Origin of the sequence: Afipia felis ATCC 53690 (assembly GCF_000314735.2) — a bacterium.
In the GTDB taxonomy this organism is placed as follows: Bacteria; Pseudomonadota; Alphaproteobacteria; order Rhizobiales; family Xanthobacteraceae; genus Afipia; species Afipia felis.
In genome coordinates this window covers 2391102-2415434 of record NZ_KB375270.1, presented here as the reverse complement: position 1 = coordinate 2415434, position 24333 = coordinate 2391102, and the positions used below count along the sequence as shown (strand labels likewise).

Below are 24333 nucleotides of genomic sequence, written 5' to 3'. Positions count from 1 at the left end.
AAGCGCGCTCCCCCTCGCTCGTTATGCGGCGTGCCATCATGATGCTGTTCCGCCGAGCGTTTTTTCAGGTCGTGTCAAATCGCCGCAATGTCGTCGCCTGCTGTGCAAGCTTGAGCGTAACCCAGCCCGCCATCCCGGGATGCCGAAGGTGAGGGCAGCGAGTCGCGCGCCGAGGGCGGCGTTGACGAGCGTCGGATAGGAAAATTCAGCCGGGTGGCTGGCAGTTCCGCGCGGACGTCGAGCGGGTCTTCATCCAGCTCGGCATGCCGGGCATTCCTCGTCCTGGAAATTTCAATAGCCGAGCGAAAGCGGCACCGTTCTGCGAACGGCCGCGTCTGTCATGACGGACTGCATGCAAAGCTTACTGCAGGTTGTGGGGTCGACTCCGGTGCGGTGGCAGCCAGAAGTCCTTTTCGAGGCTTCGACGGCGACGATTTTGTCGCCAGACGAGAAGCTTTTTCCACGCGGGAGGCGGTTTACTAACCTGATAAATCACAAAAAACCGGATTCGGCCTTCCCGGGGGGGAGTGGTATGGTTTAATCGTTGAGACAACGAGTTGAGTTCGAACCGAAGAGATAGCGACGATATGGCCCCGTCTTCTTCCTCCACCCGGCTTGTGATTGCCGACGACCATCCTCTGTTCCGGGGGGCATTGCGGGAAGCGGTTATGGGCGTTGTCCCGGCGGCGAGTATCGACGAGGCTGGCGCGTTCGGCGAATTGACGGCGCTGCTGGAAAAAGAATCCGATATCGATCTGGTGCTGCTCGACCTTTCGATGCCGGGCGTCAGTGGCTTCTCCGGCCTGATCTACCTGCGGGCGCAGTATCCGGCGATCCCGGTAGTGGTCGTCTCTGCGAGCGACGACGGCGACACCATCCGCCGCTCGATGGAATTCGGGGCGTCCGGCTTCATCCCAAAGCGTTACGGGATCGAAACGCTGCGCGAGGCCATCGGCAAGGTAATGAACGGCGACGTCTGGACGCCGTCCGATATCGATCTCTCTGCCGGTGTCGATCCCGACATGGCCAAGCTCCGCGATCGGCTCATCACGCTGACGCCCCAGCAGGTCCGCGTGCTGATGATGCTGTCGGAGGGCCTGCTCAACAAGCAGATCGCCTATGAACTCGGGGTCTCGGAGGCGACCATCAAGGCGCATGTCTCGGCCATCCTGCAGAAGCTCGGCGTCGAAAGCCGCACCCAGGCGGTGATCGTGGCTGCGAAGATCTCCGGTAGCCAGTGGCGTCAGAACGAGCCGTCGGCCTGAACTTCCGCCGCCGGTTGCGGCCCGGCGTCGGCCGGGGACAGCGCCGTCGCCATCTGATGATTGCGCCATTGGCTCAATAGTGCGCGCAGGGTAGCCGGCTTCACCGGCTTGTTCAGCACGACGATGCCATAGGCGCGTGCGGCTTCCCGCACCGGCGGGCTGCGGTCTGCCGTAATCAGGATGGCCGGAATGTGCGCGCCGAACTTGTGGCGGATGTCGCGGATCGCGGCGATGCCGTTGCCGCGGTCGAGATGATAGTCGACCAGAAGGCCGGTGATCGGCTCGTTCGAACTCGCGATCGCCTTGCACGCCTGTTTGGGGTCGACGGCTGCGATGACGTTGGCGTCCCAGCCACGCAGCAGGGTCTTCATGCCGTCGAGAATGGCGGGATCGTTCTCCACGCAGACGATGGTGGTGCCGCTCATCGGTGTTTTTGAGGAAATCATCGAGCCGTTTGTCGGCAGTTGAACCTGGCTGTAACCGCTCGCCACTGGCAGCGTGACCGCGAAGTGCGAGCCGCCGCCCTTGTTCGCGGTGATGGAGATATGGTGTTCCAGCACGCGCGCGATGCGCTCGACGATCGACAGGCCGAGGCCAAGGCCGCGCGCGATCCGCGCGCCCTGATCGAGGCGGTGGAATTCCTTGAAAATCTCGCCGCGCTTGTGCTGCGGAATGCCGAGCCCGGTGTCGTGAATGCTGATCTGCAGGTTCGTACCGCGCCCGCGGCAGCCGATCAGTACCTTGCCGGTTGGCGTGTATTTGATCGCGTTCGAGATCAGGTTTTGCAGCAGCCGGCGCAGCAGCACGCGGTCGGATTTCACCGCGAGCGTCGACGGCACGAAGATCAGTTCGAGATTCTTCTCTTTCGCCATCGGCATAAACTCGACCTGCAGCGAACGCATCAGGTCGCTCATGCGGAAGCTAGAGATCGAAGGCGTCATCGCACCTGCGTCGAGACGGGAGATATCGAGCAACGCGCCGAGAATTTCCTCGATGGCTTCGAGAGACTCGTCGATGTTGTCGACGAGGCGGGCGTTCTCGCCGCCGCTCTGCCGTTCGACGAGGCTCGTCACATAAAGCCGCGCGGCGTTGAGCGGCTGAAGAATGTCGTGGCTCGCGGCGGCGAGGAAGCGCGTCTTGGAGATGTTGGCTTCGTCGGCGATGGTCTTGGCGAGCGCCAATTCGTTATTGAGGCGCGTCAGTTCCTCGGTGCGTTCGCGCACGCGGCGCTCCAGCGTGGCGTTGGCGCGCTCCAGCGCCTCCGCCGCCTCGAAGCTCGAGGTGATGTCGGAGAACGTGATCACGAGGCCGCCGCCCGGCATGGCGTTGGTGCGAACCTCGACGACCCTGTTCTGTCCCGGCAACCGTTCGAGGAAGGGTTCGCCCTCGGTGGTGTAGGCGTTGAGCCGCCGCCGCAGATGCTGCTCGCGCGTCTCGGTGCTGTTGCGCGGATGGTCGCCGATGAATTCCAGAATTTCCGCAAGCGGAATGCCGATCTGCGCGACATGGGCCGGCAGGCTGAGCATCTCGCCGAACTGCCGGTTGGAGCAGATCAGTTGCAGTTCGCGGTTGAAGACAGCGATGCCCTGACGGACGTGATCGAGTGCGGTCTGCAGGATCTCGCGATTGAAATGCAGCGCGGCGTGGGCGTCGTCGAGCAGTTTCAGCGCCGCCTTGGCGGACACTGCGCGCTTGCGCAGCAACAGCGACATCACGAGACGCGAGGATGCCGCGCCGACCGACGAGGCGATCAGATGCTCGGCATGGCTGAGCAACTGGAAGTCGGCGGAGGCGTTGCGGTCCAGTGTGATGCGGTTTGCCAACGCGAAGGCCTCGAACTCAGCGTTGGCGCGCTCATGGCCGAGATACTGCGCGACGGTGGTGAGCAGGTCCTGGACCGTCACCGTCGTGCGCCAGCGACGGAAATTCGGCGAGATCGGTGCGAGGTCGCTCGGCACGAATAAATCCGCCTGCAGCCGTTCGATCGATGTCGGCTGCTTCCAGAACGACAGTGCGACATAGGCCAGCATGTTCAGCGTGAGACTCCACAGCAGGCCGTGGATCAGCGGCGACATCTGGCTGCCGAACAGATGCTGCGGCCGCAGCACGGCGATGCCGAACAGCCCCTCCTTCAGCCATTGCGTGCCGAGCGGTCCGACCTCGATGAAGCTCGGCAGGAACAGTGTGTAAGCCCAGATTGCAAAGCCCACCAGCATGCCGCCGATCGCGCCCGCTGCGGTGCCGCGCCGCCAGATCAGGCCGCCGAAGAATGCTGGCGCAAGCTGCGCGACCGCGGCGAAGGACAACAGGCCGATGGCGGCGAGCTGCGCGTTGCCGAGTGCGTGATAGTAGAAATAGGCCATCGTCATGATGGCGACGATGGCGACGCGTCGCACGATCAGAAGCAGGCGGCCGAGATCGGCACGCCCGTTGCGCGGTGTGGTGTCGGTCTGCAACACGAGCGGCATCACGATGTCGTTCGACAGCATGATCGCGAGAGCCACGCATTCGACGATCACCATCGCGGTCGCGGCGGACAGGCCGCCGACGAAGACGATGATGCTCATCCAATGAGCGCCGGCCTCGATCGGCAGCGCCAGCAGAAACATGTCGCTGTCGACCTTCCCGAACGGGAAGGTGACGAGACCGGCCAGCGCGATTGGAATGACGAAGATGTTGATCGCGACGAGATAGAGCGGAAACAGCCAGCGGGCGCGGGAGACTTCCGCCTCGCTGGAGTTCTCGACGACGCTGACATGGAACTGGCGCGGCAGCAGCAGGATGGCGAAGAACGACAGCAGCGTCATTGCTAGGAAGTTTCCGATCGAGGGCGCGTGTTCGATCGCGCGAATGGCCTCCGGGGTTTTCATGGTCCGCTGGATCAGTTCGCTCGGGCTCATCATCACGAAGGTGACGAAGATGCCGGCGGCGAGAAAGGCGAACAGCTTGACGATGGATTCGGCGGCGACGGCGAGCATCAGGCCGTGCTGGTGTTCCGTCGCGTCGCTTTGCCGGGTGCCGAACAGCACGGCGAACACAGCAAGCGCCACCGTCACGAACACCGCGATGTCGCCGGCGAAGGGCAGGCTCGAGACATCGTTGGCACCGTTGAGGATGGTCTCGAGCGACGCTGCGATCGCTTTCAACTGCAGGGCGATATAGGGCACCGAGCCGATGATGGCGATGATGGCGGCGGTGGCTGCGACCGCCTGGCTCTTGCCGTAACGTGCGGCGATGAAGTCGGCGATCGAAGTGATGTGCTGGGATTTCGCAAGCCGGATTACGCGCAGGGTGATCGGTTTGCCGAACACCAGCATGATGATCGGGCCGATATAGATCGCCAGAAACTCGACGCTGGTGCGGGTCGCAAGGCCGATCGAGCCGAAGAAGGTCCAGGACGTGCAGTAGATCGCAAGCGACAGCGGATAGATCATGATGCCCGCGCGCGCCCGTTGCGCCGGGCTGAGGCGGTCGCCGTAGAACGCGATTGCGAACAGCAGGCCGATATAGCCGAACGCCGCTGCAATCACCGTACTGTTTTCAAGCATCCATCCGCTCCGAAGGCAGTCTCCCATCGGCCGCCCGAGGCGGCATCAAAGCGTTTTTTTCGCATGACGGAAACATACCGTTGCGCGTTTTGCGCGAGCAGGCGCGATCCACGCCCGGATTTGTAAACCGCCTCGAATCAGCTTATACCCGTATAGGTTGTATTTACTAGCATGCTCGTCGGGGGAATTATGGGGCAAATCCATGCGTTTCCTGGAGATGCGTACGTTTTCATAGTGGATGACGACAAATCAGTCAGCGATGCGCTGGCCTTGCTGCTTCGGCTGGAGGGATTCGCAACCCAGGGTTTCAGCGATGGCCTCGCTTTTCTGGACGCGGTCCGGCTGAAGCCACCGGCTTGCGTGATCCTCGATCTGCAATTGCCGGGCTACTCGGGCCTCGATGTGCTGAGGGATTTACGCGAGATGCGTTTCGGTCCGCCCGTGCTGGTGATCTCGGGGCACTCGGATATCGCCACCGCCGTGACCGCGATGAAGCGCGGCGCGCTCGACTTCATGGAGAAGCCTTTCGCCGCGAGCGTGATGGCCGATCGCGTGCGCGAGGCGGTGCTGACCTATCGTCGCTCGGCCGACGGGCTGATTCCGGGAGTGGGCGATTTTAACGGCCGCCATCTGCTGACGAGCCGTGAACGCGAGGTGCTGGGACAGGTCGCAAGCGGAGCTTCGAACAAGGAAGCGGGGCGGCGGCTTGGAATCAGTCCGCGCACCATTGAGGTTCACCGCGCCCGCATCATGGCCAAGCTGGGCGCGAAGAACGCCGCCGACCTGATGCGAATCGTGCTGTCGAAGGAGGGACGTCCGCCACGCAGCATGGCCACGTGACGGAAGGCGAATGTCGCCCGCTATTCGGCGGCGAGCGATTTCTCGTTGAAGTTGAGGCCGAGCCGTTCCCAGACGGAAACCATCGCTTCCGCGAGCTGATCGATCAGCGCGTCCTCGTGATAGGGCGAGGGCGTGATGCGCAGCCGCTCGGTGCCCTTCGGCACGGTTGGATAGTTGATCGGCTGAATATAGATGCCGTGCTCTTCGAGCAGCAGGTCGCTCGCCTTCTTGCACAGCTCGGGATCGCCGACGAAAACCGGCACGATATGGGTGTCGCTCGACATCACCGGAATTCCGGCGGCAATCAGGATCGCCTTGACGCGGGCGGCGCGGTCCTGCTGGCGCGTGCGCTCCCATTGCGAGGTCTTCAAGTGACGGATCGCGGCGGTCGCGGCCGAGCACACGGAAGGCGGCAGGGCCGTGGTGAAAATGAAACCCGGCGCATGCGAGCGGATCGCGTCGATCACGTTCGATTTGCCGGCGATGTAACCGCCGAGGCAGCCGAAGGCCTTGGCCAGCGTGCCTTCGAGAAGATCGATACGATGCATGACACCGTCGCGCTCGGCGATACCGGCGCCGCGCGGGCCGTACATGCCGACCGCATGGACTTCATCGACATAGGTCATGGCGCCATACTTCTCGGCGAGGTCGCAGACCTTGCCGAGCGGTGCGATGTCGCCGTCCATCGAATAAAGGCTCTCGCACGCGATCAGGATCGGCCGACCGGAATGAGTGCGGAGCAGCTCCTCGAGATGGGTCATATCGTTGTGGCGGAACACGATGCGTTCGCAGCCGGACTGGCGGATGCCCTCGATCATCGAATTGTGGTTGAGCGCGTCCGACAGGATCAGGCAGTTCGGAATGAGCTTGGCGAGCGTCGAGATACCGGTCTGGTTGGACACGTAGCCGGAGGTGAACACCAGCGCCGTTTCCTTGCCGTGAAGGTCGGCGAGCTCCTGCTCGAGCTGGATCAGGGAATGGTTGTTGCCAGCGATGTTGCGGGTGCCGCCGGCGCCGGTGCCGGTGCGGGTCGCGGTCTCGACCATGGCGCCGACCACCTTGGGGTGCTGGCCCATGCCGAGATAGTCGTTAGAGCACCACATCACGACGCTGCGCTCGCCCTTGGGGGTGTGCCAGGTCGCAAACGGGAACCGACCGGCGATGCGTTCGAGATCTGCGAACACCCGGTAGCGCCGCTCATCGTGCAGCCGATTGAGGGCATCGTCGAAGAACTTATTGTAATCCATACCAAAACCCCACTGGACCCATGGACGAGAAAGCGTCCACGAAAGGGGCGACCATTCTCGGATGCCTTTTTAGAGCGTTTCCAGCTTCAGTGTCGAGGGTCGAATCGGGAAGCTGCACTGCCAGGCGCGCAGAACGTGGCGGATCGCTACGGGGGGCGCCTTGCGCGAAATCAAATCGCGCGGCTTGATCCGGTGGCCTGACCTTCCGCGCGGACCTCGTCGAAACGGGATTTGATGCCGAGCCGGTCGAGCAGGGCGGCGTCCTTGTCGGTCTGCGGGTTTTTGGTGGTGAGCAGCACGTCGCCGATGAAGATCGAGTTGGCGCCCGCGAGGAAACACAGCGCCTGCATCTCGTCGGTCATGTACTGACGGCCGGCCGACAGTCGCACCACGCTTTTCGGCATCATGATGCGCGCGACCGCGATCATGCGGACCATGTCGATGGCGTCCGGCGCGTTGGCGGTATCGTTGACCGGAACGCCCTTCACTTCGTTCCACAGATTGATCGGCACACTCTCCGGGTGCTCGGCGAGGTTCGCCAGCAGCATCAGCATGCCGAGGCGGTCCTCGACCTGCTCGCCCATGCCGACGATGCCGCCGCAGCAGACCTTGAGGCCGGATTCGCGGGCATGCGCCAGCGTCTCGATCCGGTCCTGCATCGTGCGGGTGGTGATGATATGGCCGTAGAATTCCGGCGAGGTATCGACGTTGTGGTTGTAGAAATCGAGACCGGCATCGCGAAGCCGGTCGGCCTGTGCGCGGTTAAGCATGCCGAGCGTCGCGCAGGTTTCCAGGCCGAGCGCCTTCACCGCGCTCACCATGTCGCACACCCGCTCGAGATCCTTGTCCTTCGGGTTGCGCCACGCGGCTGCCATGCAGAAGCGGTTCGCGCCCGCTTCCTTGGCGCGGCGGGCGGTGGCGACGACGTCGTCATGGTCCATCAGCTTGGTGGCTTTGACGTCGGTCTTGTAGTGGGCGCTCTGCGAGCAGTAGCCGCAATCCTCCGGGCAACCGCCGGTCTTGATGCTGAGCAGGCTCGCGGTCTCGACATGGTTGGGATCGAAGTTGGCGCGGTGCACGCTCTGTGCCTGGAACATCAGGTCGGCGAAGGGCAGATCGTAGAGTGCCTGCGCCTCCTCGCGCGTCCAGTCATGGCGCGGCAGCACCGATCCTTTGACAACCGAAAAAGACGAGACGTTCATGGCCGATCCTGCTTGTCGCCGCGGCCGCGTCGGGCCGCCCTGATCCGGAGCCAAGGGTGGACCATGCGGCTGGCAGGGTGTCAACCAAGCGCGCTATCCGGCTTCGGGCACTTTCTGCGCGATGCGGGCGTTGCGGCCGGCCGCGACGATCGCCACCACCAGCGCCGCCACTGCGATGGTGGAGGGGCCGACGTGCTCGCCATTGACGACGGCGGACAGTCCCAGCGTGACGAATGTCTGCAGCAACTGCACCTGGCTGACGCGAGCGACGCCGCCCATCACCAGGCCGGCATTCCAGGCGAAGAAGCCGACGAACATGCTAAAGACGGAGACATAGGCGAAGGCGATCCACGCGCCGGTCGATACCGCGCCGGGGTTCGCCGGCCATAGCCATATGGCGAGCGGCAGTGTCAGCGGAAGCGCCAGCACCAGAATCCACGAGATCACTTCCCAGCCCGGCATCTCGTGGCTGAGATCGGCCGAGAACACGTAGCCGATCGAGGTCGAGATCGCGGCCAGAAACAGATAGACGTCGCCGATCGCGATGCCGCCGCCGCTGTCACGCAGCGCGAATGCCACCACCACCGTCGTGCCGAGCACGGCCAGCAGCCAGAAACGCACTGAAGGACGCTCGCCCAGAATGAGGCTTGCAGCTGCGGCGGTCGTTAGCGGCAGAATGCCGAGCACGACACCGCCATGTGCGGCAGGCACCGTCAGCATCGCCAGCGCCATCAGCCCCGGAAAACCGAACACGATGGTCACGATGCAGATCATCATCGTGCGAATCTGGCGCGCGTTCGGCCATCGCCGCCGCAACACCAGAAGCAACGCCGCTGACAGTAGGCCGGAGGCGGCCGCGCGGCCGACCGTGATGAAGAACGGATCGAGGCTTGTCACCGCAAGGCGTGTCGCGGGTAGCGTGCCGCCGAAAATAGCTATGCCGATGAAGCCAAGGCCCATGCCGAGCGTCTGCCGGGACAGCCCTGTCTGCGATGGCGCGTTTTCATCCGCGCTCATGGCAGGGCCGCAGCGGCTTCAAGCCATCGATTTGCAATACTAAACCGAATGGTATAGTCAAGACCAAATAGTTTAAACATGTCGTTTCGTACCGTCGCAAATCAAGGAGGCCGCCATGGCCACGCCTCTCGTACCGCCTTTTACCCTTGAGACCGCCACCGCCAAGGTGCGACTGGCGGAGGATGGCTGGAATAGCCGCGATCCGCAAAAGGTAGCGCTGGTCTACACCGAAGACAGCCAGTGGCGTAATCGCGCCGAATTTCCCGTTGGACGCAAGCAGATCATCGAATTTCTCACCCGCAAATGGGCGAGGGAACTGGACTATCGTCTCATCAAGGAAATCTGGGCTTTCTCCGAGACCCGCATCGCCGTGCGCTTCGCCTACGAGTATCATGACGACAGCGGCAACTGGTTCCGTGCCTATGGCAACGAGAACTGGGAGTTCAACGCGGCGGGGCTGATGCAGCGTCGCTTCGCATCGATCAATGATATGCCGATCAAGGAATCGGACCGCAAATTTCACTGGCCGCTCGGGCGGCGGCCCGACGGTCATCCGGGCCTCTCTGACTTGGGACTCTAGGAACTGACGAGAGAATGGCGCGCACGGTTTTCGAGAAAAGCGACGCAATCACGCGTGTGGCCGAGGTCTTTCGCGAACTCGGCTTCGAGGGCGCGTCGCTGTACGAGATCACAGAGCGCACCGGTCTTTCGAAGGGAAGCCTCTATCACTTCTTTCCCGAAGGGAAGGAAGGCATGGCGGCGGAAATCCTCGCCGATGTCGATCGATGGTTCGTGCGCGAAGTGTTCGAGCCGCTGGAGCGGGACGAGCCGCGCGATGCGTTGGCGCGGATGTGGCGGACGGTCGATGCTTACTTTCGCTCCGGCCGCAGGATTTGTCTGCTCGGCGCATTTGCGCTTGACGAGACACGGGATCGCTTCGCCAAGCCAATCCGGCTGTATTTCAAGCGCTGGATCGAGGCACTTGACGGTGCGCTGGTGCGGGCAGGCGTCGATCCGGCGATCGCGAGGCCGCTCGCGGAAGATGTTGTCGGCGGTATCCAGGGCGCGCTCACGCTTGCTCGCGCACTGAAGGAAGACGCCATGTTCGCCCGGACGCTGGCGCGCCTGCAACAGCGCACCGAGGCTGTGCTCCCGGCCTCGCGCCAATCGTGAGCGCATTCTAGGCCTTTCGGGTGTACCTGGCCGTCTGTTCTGCTAGACAGCAGAACTTCGCGCTGTGCGTCCTCTCTCTATTCCTGCCGTCATGCAAAATCGAAATTATATCTCGGGTCTGTTGCTGTGGTTTTGTGGTGTCGGTCTGCGCTTGAGCGTGCTCGCGGTGCCACCGGTGATTTCGCTGATCCAGTCGGACCTGCAATTGTCTGGCACGCAGATCGGGATTCTCACCGGCATTCCCGTCATCATGTTCGCGATCGCCGCCGCACCCGGCTCGCTGCTGATCGAGCATGTCGGCGTGCGTTGGACGCTGGTGAGCGGCCTTGTGATCGCAGCATTGGGCTCCGGCCTGCGCGCGTTGGCACCCGAGGCTTATTCGCTCTATGCGGCAAGCGTCCTGATGAGTGGCGGCATTGCTGTCATGCAGCCGGCGATGGGCGCAGCCGTTCGGCAATGGATGCCGGAGCGCGCGGCGTTCGGCACGGCGCTCTACACCAACGGATTGATCGTCGGCGAAATCGTGCCCGTTGCGCTGATGCTTCCGGTGCTGCTGCCGTATTTCAACCAGAGCTGGCGGCTCGGCCTTTTGACATGGTCTGCGCCGTTGCTGGTGGTGGCGCTCATGGTGCTCGCCTTCGGCCCGCGCACAAATAACCATCTAGCCGGCACGAAATCAGGGCGCCTGTGGCCCGATCTCGGCAGCAAATTGAACTGGAAGATCGGCGCGATCCTCGCGAGTGTCGCCAGTACCTATTTCTGCACCAATGCCTTCCTGCCGGCTTACCTCATAAGCGTGGGACGGAGCGCGGACGTCAGTGCCGCGCTCACGGCGCTGAACCTCGGGCAGTTTCCCGTCTCGTTGCTGATGGTCTTTCTGGCTGATTGGTTTCAAGGCAAACGCTGGCCGTTTCTCTTCTTCGGCGGCCTGATGTTGGCGAGCGTTTTCGGCGTCGTGTTCTCGACCGGTTGGGCGACGATCACGTGGGCAGGCATAACGGGAATGTCGAGTAGCTCGGTGCTGATGCTTGGCATGGCGTTGCCGCCGCTGCTTGCACGCAATCCCGACGATGTCGCGCGAATTCTCGCCGCCGCGCTGGCGATCAGCTATTCCTGTGCGATGCTCGTGTCGCTTGTAAGCGGCATGGCCTGGGATATCGGCGGCCGGGCCGTATTCGCATTCGTGCCGGTGGCGATCGCGGCGACACCGTGCCTGCTGGTGATCTGGACGGTGTCACTGAAAGCTGCATCGGACGATGCTTGCGCGTGATGTTGTTGTAAGCGTCTAGCGTGCCAAATTTTAGAAGCGATCTAAACTCAGCGTTTTAGAGAACATCTAAAGCGCATTCCGGGACTTTTTGTCACGGGCCGTTGTATTCCCGGTAATACGCGCGCAACGCGCGACTTGCTGGGGGAAAATTGTGTCTGTTTCAAAGCGTCTGTTCGATTTGAAGATGGTTCGGCGAGCGGCGCTCGCGTCAGCGGGTGGTGCAGCCCTCAGTCTCGGAATTCTCATTGCTCCCGCGAATGCGCAGCAGGCGGCTGGACAAACCAGTGCAACCTTGCCAGCCGTGACGATCGACGCGGCGAAGCCGCGGACACACAAGCGGCAACGGTCAGCATCATCTTCATCGAATACGCGTCGTGCGTCGCGCCGTTCCGGACGTACACAGGCTCCGCAGCCGCCTGTTCCAGCGCAGAACGCCGATACGTTCGAAGCGCGCACCGGCACCGTGGGCTACTATTCGAACAGCACGTCGGCTGCCACCAAGACCAACACATCGCTGCTCAACATCGCGCAATCGGTCAATGTGGTCCCGAAGCAGATGATCGAGGATCAGGCGACCCGTAGCATCACCGACATTACCCGCTACATTCCGGGCATTACGATCCACCAGGGTGAGGGCAATCGCGACGAGCTTGTGATCCGTGGCGTCGATTCCAGTGCGAACTTCTTCGTCAACGGCTTCCGCGACGACGTCCAGTACTTTCGCGATCTCTACAACACCCAGAGCATCGAGGTCATCAAAGGCCCGAGCGCGCTGACGTTCGGCCGCGGCGCGGGTGGCGGTCTCGTCAATCGCACGCTGAAGGAGGCGGACGGCCAGCGTATCTATGAAGCCACCGCGCAGACCGGCTCATGGGGTGATCGTCGTTTCACGGTTGATGCGGGGCAGGCGGTGAATGACAAGGTCGCCGTTCGCCTCAATGCATTCTATGAGGGCTCGGATACGTTCCGCGATTTCGGACGCCTCGAGCGCTACGGCATCAATCCGACGCTGACCTGGAAGCCGACCGACGACACCAAGATCAAGCTCTCCTACGAATATTATCACGACAAGGAATTAGCCGATCGAGGTAATCCCTCGCTGGCCGTTCCGGGAGGCGCCACGCGGTTCAACCCGACGGTGCCGTTCGTGCCGAACAACGATTTTTCGAAGTTCTTCGGCAGCCCGATCTACAACAACACCTATGCCGACGTGCAGACCACGATGGCGGTGATCGACCATGATTTCGGCAACGGCCTCACCGTCAAGAACTCGACGATGTATGCCGACTACAATCGCGGCTACACCAACGTCTATCCCGGCAGCGCGGCGACCATCACCGGTCCCGATACCGGTTCGATGAGCCTCAGTGCTTACCAGAACACGACCAATCGCGAAAACCTGTTCAACCAGACCGACTTTACCTACAAGACCTTCACGGGACCGGTCTTCCACACGCTTGCATTCGGCACCGAGTTCGGACGGCAGACCGGCCTCAGCTACCGCGAGACAGGCTTTTTCAATGGCTCAACGTCGTTGCCTGGCGTCAATCCGTTTGATCCGACCTATTTCGGCCCGGTCACGTTCAGCCACGTCGTTGTCAATAATCCTGCGCCGGGGCAATCGTCCGGTGATGCGAACAGCGTCTATCGCCTGAATGTTTCGTCCGCCTATGCGCAGGACCAGATCGATGTGACGCGCTGGCTGCAATTGATCGCCGGCGTGCGCTTTGATCGTTTCGATCTGACCGCGACCGACCGGAACATTCCAGGCGGGCTGACGCGCAATCGCACCGACGACAAGGTCTCGCCGCGTTTCGGCGTGATCTTCAAGCCCGTCGACAACGTATCGATCTATGGCGCCTACAGCATTTCCTATCTACCGGCTTCCGGGGATCAGTTCAGCACGCTGTCTGATTCAACGTTGATCCTCGATCCGCAGAAGTTCGAAAACACCGAAGTCGGCGCGAAGTGGAACATCAATCCGAAGCTGCTGTGGACTGCGGCTCTTTACGAACTTCACCGGACGGGCCAGCCGATTCCGGACGGCAACAACCCTGGTTTCTCGCTTCCGAACGGCTCAACGACGGTTCGTGGATTTGAAACCGCGCTGAACGGCTATATCACCGCCGACTGGCAGTCGATTCTGGGTTACGCCTATACCGACGCACGAATTGCCAAGGACCTCTCCACCACCGTCGTCGCGGGCAACCGTGTGCAGCTTGTGCCTTACAACCAGTTTTCGTGGTGGAATAAGTATCAACTCAACCCGCAATGGGCGGCGGCTGTCGGCGTGATCTATCTTGGCAATTCCTATGCGAGCTCCGACGACACGGTGAAATTGCCGGGCTTCGTCCGCGTGGATGCAGCGGTTTATCTGAAGATTGATAAGACGTGGAGCGCGCAGCTCAACATCGAGAACATCTTCGATAAGGGATATTGGGCGAGCGCTGACGGCAACAACAACATCTCCCCCGGTCAGGGCCGCACTTTCCGCGTGCTGGCGCGGGCGAAGTTCTAGAAACCTTGCTGGAGCAGGCTAGTTAAAGAAGGGAGCGGTGTCATAGCCGCTCCCTTCTTTGTTGTGAGGAGCCCTGCCATGACCAAGCGATTCAAAATCGGTGATCACGTAAGCTGGAATTCAGAGGCTGGCCGGGTATCCGGAACGATCATCGCCATCCACACCAGGGACTTTGATTACAAGGGCCACACGCATCACGCGTCGGAAGAAAATCCTCAATACGAAATCAAAAGTGACAGGACCGATCATGTTGCGGCCCACAGGGGCAGTGCGCTTGAATTGCTTCCGCAATAAAGTCTTGGGATAGGGGGCCGGCTGGTGCTGCCAGACAGGATTGAACTCTGGCGGCTAAAGCCTAAAAGCCTATGAAATAAGGAGAACTTAGCCTCGGAGGTCGCTCATGTGTACCACCGATGTGGGCTCTTGCATACCCAATCATAACCGCCCTGCCATCAGAGAGCGCCCCCTGAGTAAGCTCGGGTTGGCCGCGCATCTATAATCAGAGCGGACAAAGGCAGTTTGTTCATCTTAAGATGGTGGGGGTTTTCACTCGCCGGGGGGCAGTAGTGTCTATCATTAAGAACATTCGCCAGCTCAAAGGGGCAACCGTGCTGGCGGAAAGGACGGAGAAGTGTGATGACCTCGCTTTCTCAAAGTTCAACCTCGTTTACGGCTTCAATGGATCAGGAAAGAGCACTCTTTCTCGGGTGTTCTCCACCTTACAAAACAGCGCCCGCCATCAGCACTTGCCAGAGGACTGCACGTTCAAGGTCGAGATGACCGATGGGAAGGTTTACAGCTGCCCTGACCAGCTGGCTGGCCTTGAAAAGCGTGTGTGTGTCTTCAATCAGGATTTCATCGAAGAGAATCTGCGTTGGCGCGAAGGTACCGTGAACGCTGTCTTCACTCTCAGTGCTGAGCAAGGTGCCGCTGTTGCTGAGTTAACGAAGCTAGAGCTTGATAAGCCTGGAATATTTCAACGTATTGGCGCTGCTGAAAAGGTGCAGGTCGCACGTCAAAAGGCCTTTGCCCTTTATAAGCGCGACCGCGCACGATCAATTTCGGAGCTTCTTCGTCAAACAGGACGCAAATATGAAGCAGGACAACTCGCCGAAGATTACAGCAGCTTAGCTTACGATAAAAAGTCTGTGCTTTCGCAAGATGAACTGGATTCAGCAAGGGCAACCTGCGAGCGGGTTGATGCACCGGAAAAGCTTGAGCCAGTGGCGTTTCCTGTAGCTGAAATCATCGCATCTATCAAAGCGTCTATAGAGCTTGGCTCAAAAACTGTCGGCAGCGTAGCTGTTGAGGGCCTTGATGAACACCCGACGATGGTGCCTTGGGTAAAATCTGGCTACGATTATCATTTGAACCATGACCTTTCCTCTTGCCTATTTTGCGGAGGGGACATTTCTGTCGAGCGATTAAAGCAGTTGGGTGCGGCATTCGACGAAAAGGTGAGCGCGTTTATTAGCAGATTGAAAACTGAGAATATCAGTGTTGGAAAAGTCATTGAAACCCTCAAGCTGGCTGTCGCTTCGTTGCCGCCTGCCGAGCGTGTGGCTTTGCAATTCCGGGGGCAATTTGCTGAGGCCGAGGCCAGATTAAAGGCGGAGGCTGAGACGGCCAGTTCTTTGCTGGTTCGGGCGGCTGATGTGCTGAGGATCAGAGACGCCGCGCCAATGTCGCCGGTAGCGGCTGAATTGCCAGATGATAGTTTAATCGATGCAATCGGCGTGAAGCTCGTCGCTGCTGTGAACGATTTGAACGCGGTGTGCGATGAGCACAACAAGGTTTCGGATGCGTTCAATTCCCATCAAGAGGAGGCCCGGCTAGCAATACGGAAGCATTTTCTCGCAGATGGTTCTGCGACGTACAAATCTCTGGAAAGGGACCAAAGCGAAGCTGAAGTTGCGACCGAAGAGGCGCGGCAAACCTTCGCTAATCTTGAGGCGGATATTGTTGGCCTCAAAGCTAAAGTTCAGCAACATGCTCCATCCGCCGACAAAATTAATGAGCTTGTAAAGGCCTACCTAGGTCATGGGGAGCTAGCAGTCGTTCCGGTAGAGAAAGGCTACGAGCTTCATCGGCACGGCAAACTAGCTAAAGGAACGCCAAGCGAAGGTGAGAAAACGGCAATTGCGCTTTGCTATTTCCTGACGACACTTGAGGCGGACGGGCGTAAACAAAAGGATTTGATTGTTGTTGTTGATGATCCAATTTCCAGCTTGGATACGAAGGCGATGCATTACGCCTGCGGGGTCATTCTCGGTCGCCTCAACAAGGTAGCTCAGCTCTTTGTGTTGACGCACAACCAGCATTGCATGAATGAGATCAAAAAGGCTTGGAAAGGGCTGGCGCGGAGCGCGCCGCCGATAGCCCGTCTTCTCTTCATCGACGTGAAGTTGCCGGTTGGAGAGACTAGGCGGCAAGCGTCAATTGTTGAAATGCCAACTTTGTTGCGCGAACTCGACTCGGAGTATCAATTTGCAGTCCAGAAAGTTTTGCATTTCGAGGCGGCTGGTGAGGGGCATTTCGATTATGTTCTGATGATGCCAAACATGATGCGCCGAGTGCTTGAGATATTCCTTGCCTTTAGGCTGCCGCGAGCTGGAAACCTCAAGGATAAGCTTAAAGATATTGGGGAGGCGCACCCAGAACTCGATAAAGTTCGCTTGGTAGCACTCGAGCGGTTGGTTCAAGTGGAGTCCCACTCTGACAGTTTAGATGACCTAACGGGTCATTCTGCCATGACTGTCGAAGAATCGCGGGACGCGAACGCTGCATTGATAAACCTCATGAAAGAGGTTGACCCTCCGCATCTTGTCGCCTTGAGGAAGTACTGCAATCCCGCTTGAAACGATCTGGCCCGACCACCTCATGAGGCGGGTCATCGCTCAATTTTCTTAATTAGCGAACTATGCAGATAGTAGGCGATTCCAAAAAGGCAGACGCTCCGGCACTCTCACCAGATATTTTGATCCCTAAGAAGTGAGGACGGCGTGGACGTTACCTTTGCGGAGATTTATAGGGCAACCAACCGACTGCCTTTCGCCAATTTTGAAGTAGAGGCCGCTATTGACTTTGTGAAGCGGAATCGTGCGGGGGGGCTGCTTACGTCGGTTCATCGGTGTATGGGCGATACGCCGCCTCCTTACGAGGTTGGCATTTTCGTTTCGGAAGCCGCAGATTTGGACCGTGATATTCTCTTTGCAAAGATTGACGGGGGCAGAGGCTTCTTCGGTGGACGGAAGGCCCGCTTCCTGTCCTATTTGGGCAAGGTGGGGACAGATCAATTTGAAGCCGGGCCATCCTTCTCATCGTTTCCCATGGCGATAACGAGTATCAACAACATCTATAGAGCAGTAAGATTACTCGCCTAGTGCAACGCCTTATTAGAACATCAACATGATTGCCACGGTTCGATGTCATCCACACCTCGAATTAAGCGACTACCCCGGTTTGCTGAAACTAACTTCGCGAGCCTATGTGCAAAAGCTGGGGTGCTTTGCCACCAGTCTCAAGAGGATGAGAACGGCTGGGATTATCTCGTAGAGTTTCCCGACAATGAGGTGTCTGGTTCGCCGGATACGCGCCCCCCAGCGAAGCGCGCCTTCGTGCAGGTCAAGTCCACACAGGGTAAGCGGCTGACGTGTTCAATCAAATTGTCTAACGCACGGAAGGCCGCCCAATCTCCCGATCCGTGGTTTGTCGTTTTAACCGTCGAACGAAACAATAGACCGCGCACTTACGTCATCCACATCTGGAAGGATTTGATTGCTTCTTTTCTGCGCTCGGTGCGCCAAGCCCATATCGACAACACGCCGGAGCATAGGAAGCGGCTCTCTTTGACATTCACCGAGGCGGACTATCATTCCGATGATCCCGTTGAGTGGATGAGGTCAGAGATTGAGCGCGTCGGCAGCGAATACGGCGAGGAAAAGCGGAAGATTTCAAAAACCGCTGGTTATGAGGATGGGTTCGGCACCGGCAGTATGATTGTGGAAGTAGAAAGTATCGAACAACTCCACAATGAGTTTTTGGGTTTAGGAAACGGCCTTTCCGTTAGTCGCTTTACTTACACGCCCCGGCGGTTCGGCATACTAGACCCCAAGCCGCAAATCGACATTTCTAAAGGGACTATACATGTAACGCCCGACCCGATAGGCGATTGCGAATTGCGTCTGCGGAATGTGCGGACTGGCGCCTTGGCGACGTTGCCTGGGAAAATCTTTGCTCACAGTTTCCCGGGGCCTCTGAATCCCGAGCGGCGGGTAAGATTTTCTGCGCCGGGGCTAGAGATCAAATGGGCCACCGGAAGCGAGGAGCATTTTACTTTCACTCTGGATTTTACCACGGCGCTTGATTTCGTCTCCTTGGAGGACTTCATCAAAATCATCACATGGCTACAAAAGGACTCTGTGGCTCTCCAAATTTGGGCGAACGGTCGCCGCGTGATTACGGCCGAGGCTAACCCAAACGGACCGCATGTTGACTGCTCGGAACATCTAAAAATCGTGGGTACACTCAGGTCTTTAAGTCCGGCACATAGATCGGATTGTCGAATTAGTCTGGCGGCTGTTAGTGCCAGCTCCAACCTGCTTTTTCTGCATCAAGTGGTGTCGTCACCAAACATTCGTATAGAATATGAACCGGCTCCAGATACTAACTACGACTATGATACTATGATTTATTACTCGGTAGCCGAGGTTGGTTCCTTAACGGCTTATGCGTTGGTTGAACGCTCACTAGTCGGTGCGATTTCCAGTATTGAGGGCAACAGGCACCGTGCTGATTTTGGCCCGCCGGTGATCCGCGAGGGCTGGGTGGCGGCAAGCATAAGCCAAGAGCAGCGGGCGTTGATGGTTGAGGATTACACACGCCGCGCTAAGGAGATGGATAAATTCTGCAAATTGATTGAGTTGGGAAACATCTTAGAATTTTGTCGCACAGGGAAAGGTGCGCAGAGCAGAGAGCCACGGGCCTCCCTTCCCAGATCGGATGCACCGCTCAATGCCCCGCCGCAACAAGCCTAGAAACCTGCATCGCTGTCCATCTGCTATTTCCACGCGGGGTGGGGATGCCCTTTTCAGTTAGTGCGGCGGCAATAGCGCGTAGCGATGTAATCCCGTCTCGGCGCATTTCCTCCAGCACGGGAGCAAGGTCAACGGCTCGTTCTTGAGCTTTGGCCGTCTGCGCGGCTCGCCCCTTCTTACGCGCGGACGCGGACAACACCGTGCCGCGATTGCCGCCCAGCTTCTTTCCTCTGGCTTTTGCCGCTGCAAGCGCGGCTTTAGTGCGGGCGGAAATCATCCGGCGCTCTTCATCTGCCACCATTGCCATGATGCCGACCGTGAGACGGTTTGCCATCGGCATGTCGGCAGCAACGAAATCAACGCCTGCCTTCTCTAGGCCGAGAAGGAAATGTGCGTCACGGGAGAGGCGGTCCAGCTTCGCAATAACGAGCTTCGCGCCATAGATGCGGCAAGTCTGCAATGCCTTGGCAAGCTCGGGGCGGTCGTTTCTCTGGCCGCTTTCGACTTCCGTAAACTCACTGGCGAGCGTCCAGCTTCCGCCATTGAGAAATGAGCGAACAGCCGCCCGCTGGGCCTCCAAGCCAAGACCGGACTTGCCCTGCTTGGCCGTGGAGACGCGGTAATAAGCGACGAATGAGCCGTACATTGTCATCGTCACCTCTGCATGAGGAATAGCGCGACTATCCGACGCGCCCGCAGACGGAGCACCCAATGGCTGGCGAGGAGCGGCGCGACATCGTCGGGCCAGTCAACCACGACAGACTGCAGTTACGAGACTGGGCGTAAAATGATCCGCGGCCCGCTTCGGTCAAAAGCAGACATTACGCTTCGACTGCCTTAGTGCACCATGACCCAGCTTGGTTGCAGCATCGGGTATGCAATCAGGCCAACAATGGCAGTTGCCGCAATCAATAGCGGGTTGCTCACCTTCCAGCGGAATAGAATTACTATCGAAACGATTCCGATCAACGCAGTAAGCCAATCACCAATGGCAATGCGCCCAAGCAGGATGCAAGCGCCCAGGATCGTTCCAATCGCAGCTGCGTAAGCACCTTTGACAAATCCCTGCACGTTGGGATTGCCGCGATATCGCGCGAGGAGAGGTGCTGCAATCAGCACGAGTAGGAATGACGGCAGGAAAATGCCGATAGTGGAGACCAGTGATCCCCAAAAGCCCGCGACCAGATAACCGACAAAGGTCGCGGTGATCACCACGGGGCCGGGGCTGATCATGCCGATCGCAACGGCGATCAGAAACTGGCGCTGGTCGAGCCAGCCGAACTGCTCCACCAGTCCTTGTTGAAGAAACGGCACGATCACAAGGCCGCTTCCGAACGTAAGCGAGCCCGCCTTGAGAAAGAACAGCAAGAGTTTGGTGAGAATCGAGGCTGACGCACCCGGTGCGAACTGAGCCAGTATCGGTACGGTCACAGTAAGGGCAGCCGGCGTTCTTTTGAAGAGGCTGCCATAATAGAGCATGCCGGCGACACCTGAGCCAATAAACAGAAGTGCCACTTCCGCTTGCAGCGCGACGGTAACAGCAAGGCACACCCCCGCTATTGCCCATTGCAGCCAGTCTTCCATGCCAAGTTTGGCGAGGCGATAACAGGAATGCAGGATTAGCGCGATCACCGCCGGGCTAACGCCGTAAAAGATGCCGGTGATGGGTTGAAGATCGCCAAGATAAACATAGAGCGCGCCGAGAGCAGCGACGATAAGGAAGTTCGGTAAGATAAAGGTCCAGCCGCCGGCCCATGCTCCCCAGAAGCCGCAGCGCAAATAGGAAATGTAGATGCCGACCTGAATCGCGAGCGGCCCCGGCAACGACTGGCAGATGGCGATGGCTTCACGCATCTGCTCTTTCGTGAGCCATTTCTTGTCATCAACAAGCTCGCGCTCCATCTGGCCGACCAACGCCACCGGTCCGCCGAAGCCGAGAAAGCCAAGCCGCAGAAAATAGCGGACTAACTCGCCCATATGACCGCTTTCGGTATGTCCGGTCATGGCTTCACCTTGCTCGTCGGCCAGTTGTGAGTCTCACCTGTCGCATCACGGCACCAGCGATAGAAGGCGTCGTAGAGCGTCATTCCAGCCTCAAGCTGCTCAAGATCGTTCGAATAGATGCGCGATAATCCGAGCGAAGCCGCCAGCAGGCCGGACGCTTCAGGCAAAAGATCAAGTCGTGCTGTGTCCGCCGCGCGAACCAATGTTGCCAGATGCAAAAGCGGTTTGGTCCCAAGACCAAATTCCTCAACCATCACATCGAAGGTGCAAAGTTCGCCGCGATGGCTCCAATGCACGCCCTCGATGTCGAACGGAGTCGCTCCAAATTGATCGGCAACAGCGGTGACTTGTGACGGGGCGACAAACAGAAATACAGCGGATGGATCAATGAAGCGGCGGATCAGCCAAGGGCAGGCAATGCGGTCGATCTTTGGCCGCTCGCGCGTGACCCAAATCGTTCGCGCGTCCGCGTCGCGTGCTGGGATTTTAACGGCTGGAACAGTCGGTAGCCCAGCCTTTGTCCAGGCATCCATGCCGCCATCCAGAACATCGGCAGAAGCCCCAAAATGCCGCAACCAGCCAGCAACGCTTTCGCTCGCTGCGCAGCCGCTCTTACAAATCACGATGGCAGAGCGATTTATGAAAGCTTTTCCCCAGGTTGCCGCACTGGCAGCCTCAAAACGCCGGGCTCCTGGAATCAGGACTGGATTTTCCAGAAACTTGTCGTCGGAACGAACGTCGATAAGCACTGGGCAAGATTCAGTGCCAACCAGCTTGATGAGCTTCTCGGGTGATATCGAATTGATGGCAGACATGGCGCGTCCCTCTCAAATGATCGGACGCGATTCTTGGGCATGTCGCCTCGTGGGGAGATCGCTTCCCCATGCCCGTTAGTACAATCCCGAACCTCGGTTTTGTCAATCTCGTTTAGTTAGAGAGTGGGGCTAAGCAGATCGGGATAGGAGCGTAGATGTCGTCTTGGAAGTATCGTGTCTCATCATATCTCGCGCCGGTTACACCTCCCAGCTGTATATGACGAAGCCGCCGGCAAATTAACGCACCGGCGGCTTCGCTGGGTCACCCGTCCGGACGAACGGCAATGTCCGGTCAGTCGAGCGTAGTCCAGCGAGAAATGTGCGCAACGAAGGATTGAAGTTAAGCTTGATAGCAGCGTTCCTGGTTAATTCTGGAACTCATTACAGCCGTAACGGCCGAGATTACGGTGCAATCACCAAAAGCGACGATGCCGCGAGTGAGACCAGCCGCGATGACGTCCGACATACCAACCGCGGTGCTTTCCTCGATTTCCGTGCCAGCCGCCATGACCGCGCCCATGCCCACCCTTGACCTGAATCATAATAGCGTCAGTTGATAACAAATGATTCGCCGATAGTGGCGCCGCAGTTGCCGATGTACCTGCTGCCAGTAGTGCGACGGTTGATGCGAGGATCCATGTCTTCCAAGTTGCTCTCATCTTCATAAAGGTCGTTCTCCTAATGTGAGCTTGTAAAAATCGTGCTCAGCGCCGGAAGCTCAGTATCGCCCTCGATAGTAGCGCTCGTCACATTCCGCGACATAGACACTGCCGTCTGGTGCACGATAGCGACACATAGGCGGGCCATTTCGGTAAGGATTGGTTGAGTCGGCGACCGCCGCTCCAAGCAACGCACCAGCTCCGGCACCAAGAAGTGTGCCACCAACACCACCACCGACAGCATTGCCGAGAAGAGCACCGGTAGCCCCGCCCAGTACGGCGCCGGTTGCCGTTCGCTGCTCCGGCGGAGTATTCGCGCAACCGGATAGCACCGTTGTGACAACCGCTGCTGCGATGATGATCTTAAGTAGCTTCATCCAAACGCCTCCCCTCGCATGAGGCGTTGGGATCCAAGACCTCATAACATCAATATTGGTGCGTTGCGTATCGCTCAGTATCCGTACCGATCGCGATGCCAACCACCATAACCGTAGCCATAGCCGTTGTAATAGCGAGGACGATAGTAGCGATAGTATGGCCGATCATATCCGTATCCATACCCATAGTAACCGTAGGGCCGATAATAGTCCGGCCGTCGCCAGCACCGCCCCCATTCATCACAGACCAATCGAACCTGGTCGATCGTTGATGCGACCGGGGCAGCTGACCCAATCGGCATCGCATTGGCGTCGGCAACCGTGGCGAATGTGCCGACAGCCACAAAGCCCATGAAAGCGAGAACAACCTTCCGCATAGAAGCCTCCGTCGGAGTAGGTTCCCAGCCTAGGCTTCTCAAAATTAATGGCGATTGAATGAATTGCGGACGGAACGTGGCTCTGCCGAAATTCGATATCGATGCGTCTGCGGCTTACATGAATGGTTTGCTGAAGAGGCACGGCGAACTTATGAGGATGTCATTCCTTCCTCATAGCCGGGTCGCCAAGCACTGTTTACCAAACATGACATCGGGTTACTTGCGCAATTACGCCATGGAATTTTCTCGCGTCGATGGAGGCTTGAAAGCTAGCCCCGGCGCTAGCTGCTGGTTGCACCAACTAATTATAGAATGGATCAAGTATCATCAGTCAAAAGCGCCGATCCTCTTAATGATAATCAGTGCCTAGTTTGCGGCTCATTCAGGATATTCACCCGTACGAGAGGTCCAAAAATTCAAACGGACGTAAGCGCTAGTGTTTGTTTGTTATCAGCATGCGAGCCATCACCCTATCGCGGTAATAAAACAAATGGATCAAGGCGGCGATCACATGCACGCTTACCAATCCAAGGAGTAACCATTCAGCCGCTTGGTGGAGGCCATCAATTGTTTTGACCGCTTGGGCATCTTCAGAAGTGAGCATGGGAAATGGAAGCAGATAAAAAAGTGATGCCGACCAGCCCCGAAAAGAAGCAAAGAGCCAGCCTGATACTGCGGTCAGCAGGATCATGATATAGAGCATCCAATGAAGCAGCTCAGATGTGAGTCTCTGCCATTGAGGTAATGAACTTTCTGGAATAACGGGGTGAGTTATCCGCCAGATTAGCCGCGCAGCTATTACGGCAAGAATGAGCAGCCCAATTGAGATGTGAAGAGTCATTCCGACGCCAGGTTGCATGCCACGATGGATATCCGGCATAAGCCAACCAAGCGGATACTGGACCGCTAGCAACCCGACTATCATCCAATGTAGAATCTTAGCTGTCATCCCATACTGCAGTACTGGCGACATTGCCTAAAACTC

Annotated in this window: 20 protein-coding genes; 10 read left to right on the top strand and 10 right to left on the bottom strand. The window is 58.6% G+C overall.

Annotated elements, in window-relative coordinates:
* Positions 1-587 precede the first annotated feature (587 nt).
* Positions 588-1265 carry a response regulator gene (locus tag HMPREF9697_RS11400; RefSeq protein WP_002717370.1) on the top strand — a complete coding sequence of 226 codons (678 nt, stop codon included), beginning with the start codon at positions 588-590 and terminating at the stop codon, positions 1263-1265.
* Here HMPREF9697_RS11400 and HMPREF9697_RS11395 read toward each other — a convergent pair.
* Positions 1244-4813: a hybrid sensor histidine kinase/response regulator gene (locus HMPREF9697_RS11395; RefSeq protein ID WP_002717369.1), complete on the bottom strand. Its 3570-nt coding sequence runs from the start codon at positions 4811-4813 to the stop codon at positions 1244-1246. The two genes, HMPREF9697_RS11400 and HMPREF9697_RS11395, sit on opposite strands and share 22 nt — an antisense overlap.
* Before the next feature lie 189 nt (positions 4814-5002).
* On the opposite strand from HMPREF9697_RS11395, the gene HMPREF9697_RS11390 reads away from it, so the two are divergent.
* Positions 5003-5653: a response regulator transcription factor gene (locus HMPREF9697_RS11390; protein WP_002717368.1), complete on the top strand. Its 651-nt coding sequence runs from the start codon at positions 5003-5005 to the stop codon at positions 5651-5653.
* Positions 5654-5673: 20 nt separating this feature from the next.
* On the opposite strand, the gene hemA is transcribed toward HMPREF9697_RS11390, so the two are convergent.
* The 3 genes from hemA to HMPREF9697_RS11375 form a co-directional block, all read right to left on the bottom strand.
* Positions 5674-6900 (bottom strand): 5-aminolevulinate synthase, encoded by a 1227-nt coding sequence (gene hemA / locus HMPREF9697_RS11385; protein WP_002717367.1) that lies wholly within the window; start codon positions 6898-6900, stop codon positions 5674-5676.
* A gap of 170 nt (positions 6901-7070) precedes the next feature.
* A complete protein-coding gene (bioB, locus tag HMPREF9697_RS11380) occupies positions 7071-8102 on the bottom strand; it encodes a biotin synthase BioB (RefSeq protein WP_002717366.1) in 1032 nt (343 codons plus the stop codon).
* Between the two features lie 93 nt (positions 8103-8195).
* Positions 8196-9119, bottom strand: a complete 924-nt coding sequence (locus tag HMPREF9697_RS11375) for a DMT family transporter (RefSeq protein ID WP_002717365.1) — start codon at positions 9117-9119, stop codon at positions 8196-8198.
* Positions 9120-9234: 115 nt separating this feature from the next.
* Here HMPREF9697_RS11375 and HMPREF9697_RS11370 point away from each other — a divergent pair, with 115 nt between their 5' ends.
* The 8 genes from HMPREF9697_RS11370 (at position 9235) to HMPREF9697_RS11335 (ending at position 19116) form a co-directional block, all read left to right on the top strand.
* Positions 9235-9699, top strand: coding sequence for a nuclear transport factor 2 family protein (locus tag HMPREF9697_RS11370; RefSeq protein WP_002717364.1), 465 nt, complete (start codon positions 9235-9237; stop codon positions 9697-9699).
* 14 nt (positions 9700-9713) lie between these two features.
* Entirely contained in the window at positions 9714-10292 is a 579-nt protein-coding gene (locus HMPREF9697_RS11365) for a TetR/AcrR family transcriptional regulator (RefSeq protein WP_002717363.1), read from the top strand.
* 91 nt (positions 10293-10383) lie between these two features.
* Positions 10384-11562, top strand: a complete 1179-nt coding sequence (locus HMPREF9697_RS11360) for an MFS transporter (protein WP_002717362.1) — start codon at positions 10384-10386, stop codon at positions 11560-11562.
* Positions 11563-11713: 151 nt separating this feature from the next.
* Positions 11714-14080: a TonB-dependent receptor gene (locus HMPREF9697_RS11355; RefSeq protein ID WP_002717361.1), complete on the top strand. Its 2367-nt coding sequence runs from the start codon at positions 11714-11716 to the stop codon at positions 14078-14080.
* A 78-nt stretch (positions 14081-14158) separates the two neighbouring features.
* Positions 14159-14374 (top strand): hypervirulence associated TUDOR domain-containing protein, encoded by a 216-nt coding sequence (locus HMPREF9697_RS11350; RefSeq protein WP_002717360.1) that lies wholly within the window; start codon positions 14159-14161, stop codon positions 14372-14374.
* A 272-nt stretch (positions 14375-14646) separates the two neighbouring features.
* The gene (locus tag HMPREF9697_RS11345) at positions 14647-16938 is read left to right on the top strand and encodes an AAA family ATPase (RefSeq protein WP_002717358.1); all 2292 of its coding nucleotides are present in this window, start codon (positions 14647-14649) and stop codon (positions 16936-16938) included.
* 144 nt (positions 16939-17082) lie between these two features.
* A complete protein-coding gene (locus HMPREF9697_RS11340) occupies positions 17083-17463 on the top strand; it encodes a hypothetical protein (RefSeq protein ID WP_002717357.1) in 381 nt (126 codons plus the stop codon).
* Between the two features lie 42 nt (positions 17464-17505).
* Positions 17506-19116, top strand: a complete 1611-nt coding sequence (locus tag HMPREF9697_RS11335; RefSeq protein WP_002717356.1) for a DUF4365 domain-containing protein — start codon at positions 17506-17508, stop codon at positions 19114-19116.
* Here HMPREF9697_RS11335 and HMPREF9697_RS11330 read toward each other — a convergent pair.
* From HMPREF9697_RS11330 to HMPREF9697_RS11300, 6 genes are all read right to left on the bottom strand, one after another.
* The gene (locus HMPREF9697_RS11330; protein ID WP_002717355.1) at positions 19091-19768 is read right to left on the bottom strand and encodes a recombinase family protein; all 678 of its coding nucleotides are present in this window, start codon (positions 19766-19768) and stop codon (positions 19091-19093) included. The two genes, HMPREF9697_RS11335 and HMPREF9697_RS11330, sit on opposite strands and share 26 nt — an antisense overlap.
* A gap of 185 nt (positions 19769-19953) precedes the next feature.
* The gene (gene chrA / locus HMPREF9697_RS11325) at positions 19954-21093 is read right to left on the bottom strand and encodes a chromate efflux transporter (RefSeq protein WP_051053920.1); all 1140 of its coding nucleotides are present in this window, start codon (positions 21091-21093) and stop codon (positions 19954-19956) included.
* Positions 21094-21116: 23 nt separating this feature from the next.
* The gene (locus HMPREF9697_RS11320) at positions 21117-21935 is read right to left on the bottom strand and encodes a chromate resistance protein ChrB domain-containing protein (protein WP_002717353.1); all 819 of its coding nucleotides are present in this window, start codon (positions 21933-21935) and stop codon (positions 21117-21119) included.
* Positions 21936-22653: 718 nt separating this feature from the next.
* The gene (locus tag HMPREF9697_RS20415) at positions 22654-22971 is read right to left on the bottom strand and encodes a YMGG-like glycine zipper-containing protein (protein WP_002717351.1); all 318 of its coding nucleotides are present in this window, start codon (positions 22969-22971) and stop codon (positions 22654-22656) included.
* Between the two features lie 74 nt (positions 22972-23045).
* Positions 23046-23348 (bottom strand): hypothetical protein, encoded by a 303-nt coding sequence (locus tag HMPREF9697_RS20410; RefSeq protein ID WP_002717350.1) that lies wholly within the window; start codon positions 23346-23348, stop codon positions 23046-23048.
* Positions 23349-23781: 433 nt separating this feature from the next.
* Complete coding sequence (locus HMPREF9697_RS11300) at positions 23782-24321, bottom strand: cytochrome b (RefSeq protein WP_002717349.1); 540 nt, start codon at positions 24319-24321, stop codon at positions 23782-23784.
* Between the last annotated feature and the right edge of the window lie 12 nt (positions 24322-24333).

Coding starts and splice junctions, on each gene's coding strand:
- HMPREF9697_RS11375 (WP_002717365.1), bottom strand. CDS start 9,119: ATGAGCGCGGATGAAAACGCGCCATCGCAGACAGGGCTGTCCCGGCAG.
- HMPREF9697_RS20410 (WP_002717350.1), bottom strand. CDS start 23,348: ATGCGGAAGGTTGTTCTCGCTTTCATGGGCTTTGTGGCTGTCGGCACA.
- HMPREF9697_RS11350 (WP_002717360.1), top strand. CDS start 14,159: ATGACCAAGCGATTCAAAATCGGTGATCACGTAAGCTGGAATTCAGAG.
- HMPREF9697_RS20415 (WP_002717351.1), bottom strand. CDS start 22,971: ATGAAGCTACTTAAGATCATCATCGCAGCAGCGGTTGTCACAACGGTG.
- bioB (WP_002717366.1), bottom strand. CDS start 8,102: ATGAACGTCTCGTCTTTTTCGGTTGTCAAAGGATCGGTGCTGCCGCGC.
- HMPREF9697_RS11330 (WP_002717355.1), bottom strand. CDS start 19,768: ATGACAATGTACGGCTCATTCGTCGCTTATTACCGCGTCTCCACGGCC.
- HMPREF9697_RS11335 (WP_002717356.1), top strand. CDS start 17,506: ATGTCATCCACACCTCGAATTAAGCGACTACCCCGGTTTGCTGAAACT.
- HMPREF9697_RS11395 (WP_002717369.1), bottom strand. CDS start 4,813: ATGCTTGAAAACAGTACGGTGATTGCAGCGGCGTTCGGCTATATCGGC.
- HMPREF9697_RS11390 (WP_002717368.1), top strand. CDS start 5,003: ATGGGGCAAATCCATGCGTTTCCTGGAGATGCGTACGTTTTCATAGTG.
- hemA (WP_002717367.1), bottom strand. CDS start 6,900: ATGGATTACAATAAGTTCTTCGACGATGCCCTCAATCGGCTGCACGAT.
- HMPREF9697_RS11360 (WP_002717362.1), top strand. CDS start 10,384: ATGCAAAATCGAAATTATATCTCGGGTCTGTTGCTGTGGTTTTGTGGT.
- HMPREF9697_RS11400 (WP_002717370.1), top strand. CDS start 588: ATGGCCCCGTCTTCTTCCTCCACCCGGCTTGTGATTGCCGACGACCAT.
- HMPREF9697_RS11365 (WP_002717363.1), top strand. CDS start 9,714: ATGGCGCGCACGGTTTTCGAGAAAAGCGACGCAATCACGCGTGTGGCC.
- HMPREF9697_RS11370 (WP_002717364.1), top strand. CDS start 9,235: ATGGCCACGCCTCTCGTACCGCCTTTTACCCTTGAGACCGCCACCGCC.
- HMPREF9697_RS11300 (WP_002717349.1), bottom strand. CDS start 24,321: ATGTCGCCAGTACTGCAGTATGGGATGACAGCTAAGATTCTACATTGG.
- HMPREF9697_RS11320 (WP_002717353.1), bottom strand. CDS start 21,935: ATGTCTGCCATCAATTCGATATCACCCGAGAAGCTCATCAAGCTGGTT.
- chrA (WP_051053920.1), bottom strand. CDS start 21,093: ATGGGCGAGTTAGTCCGCTATTTTCTGCGGCTTGGCTTTCTCGGCTTC.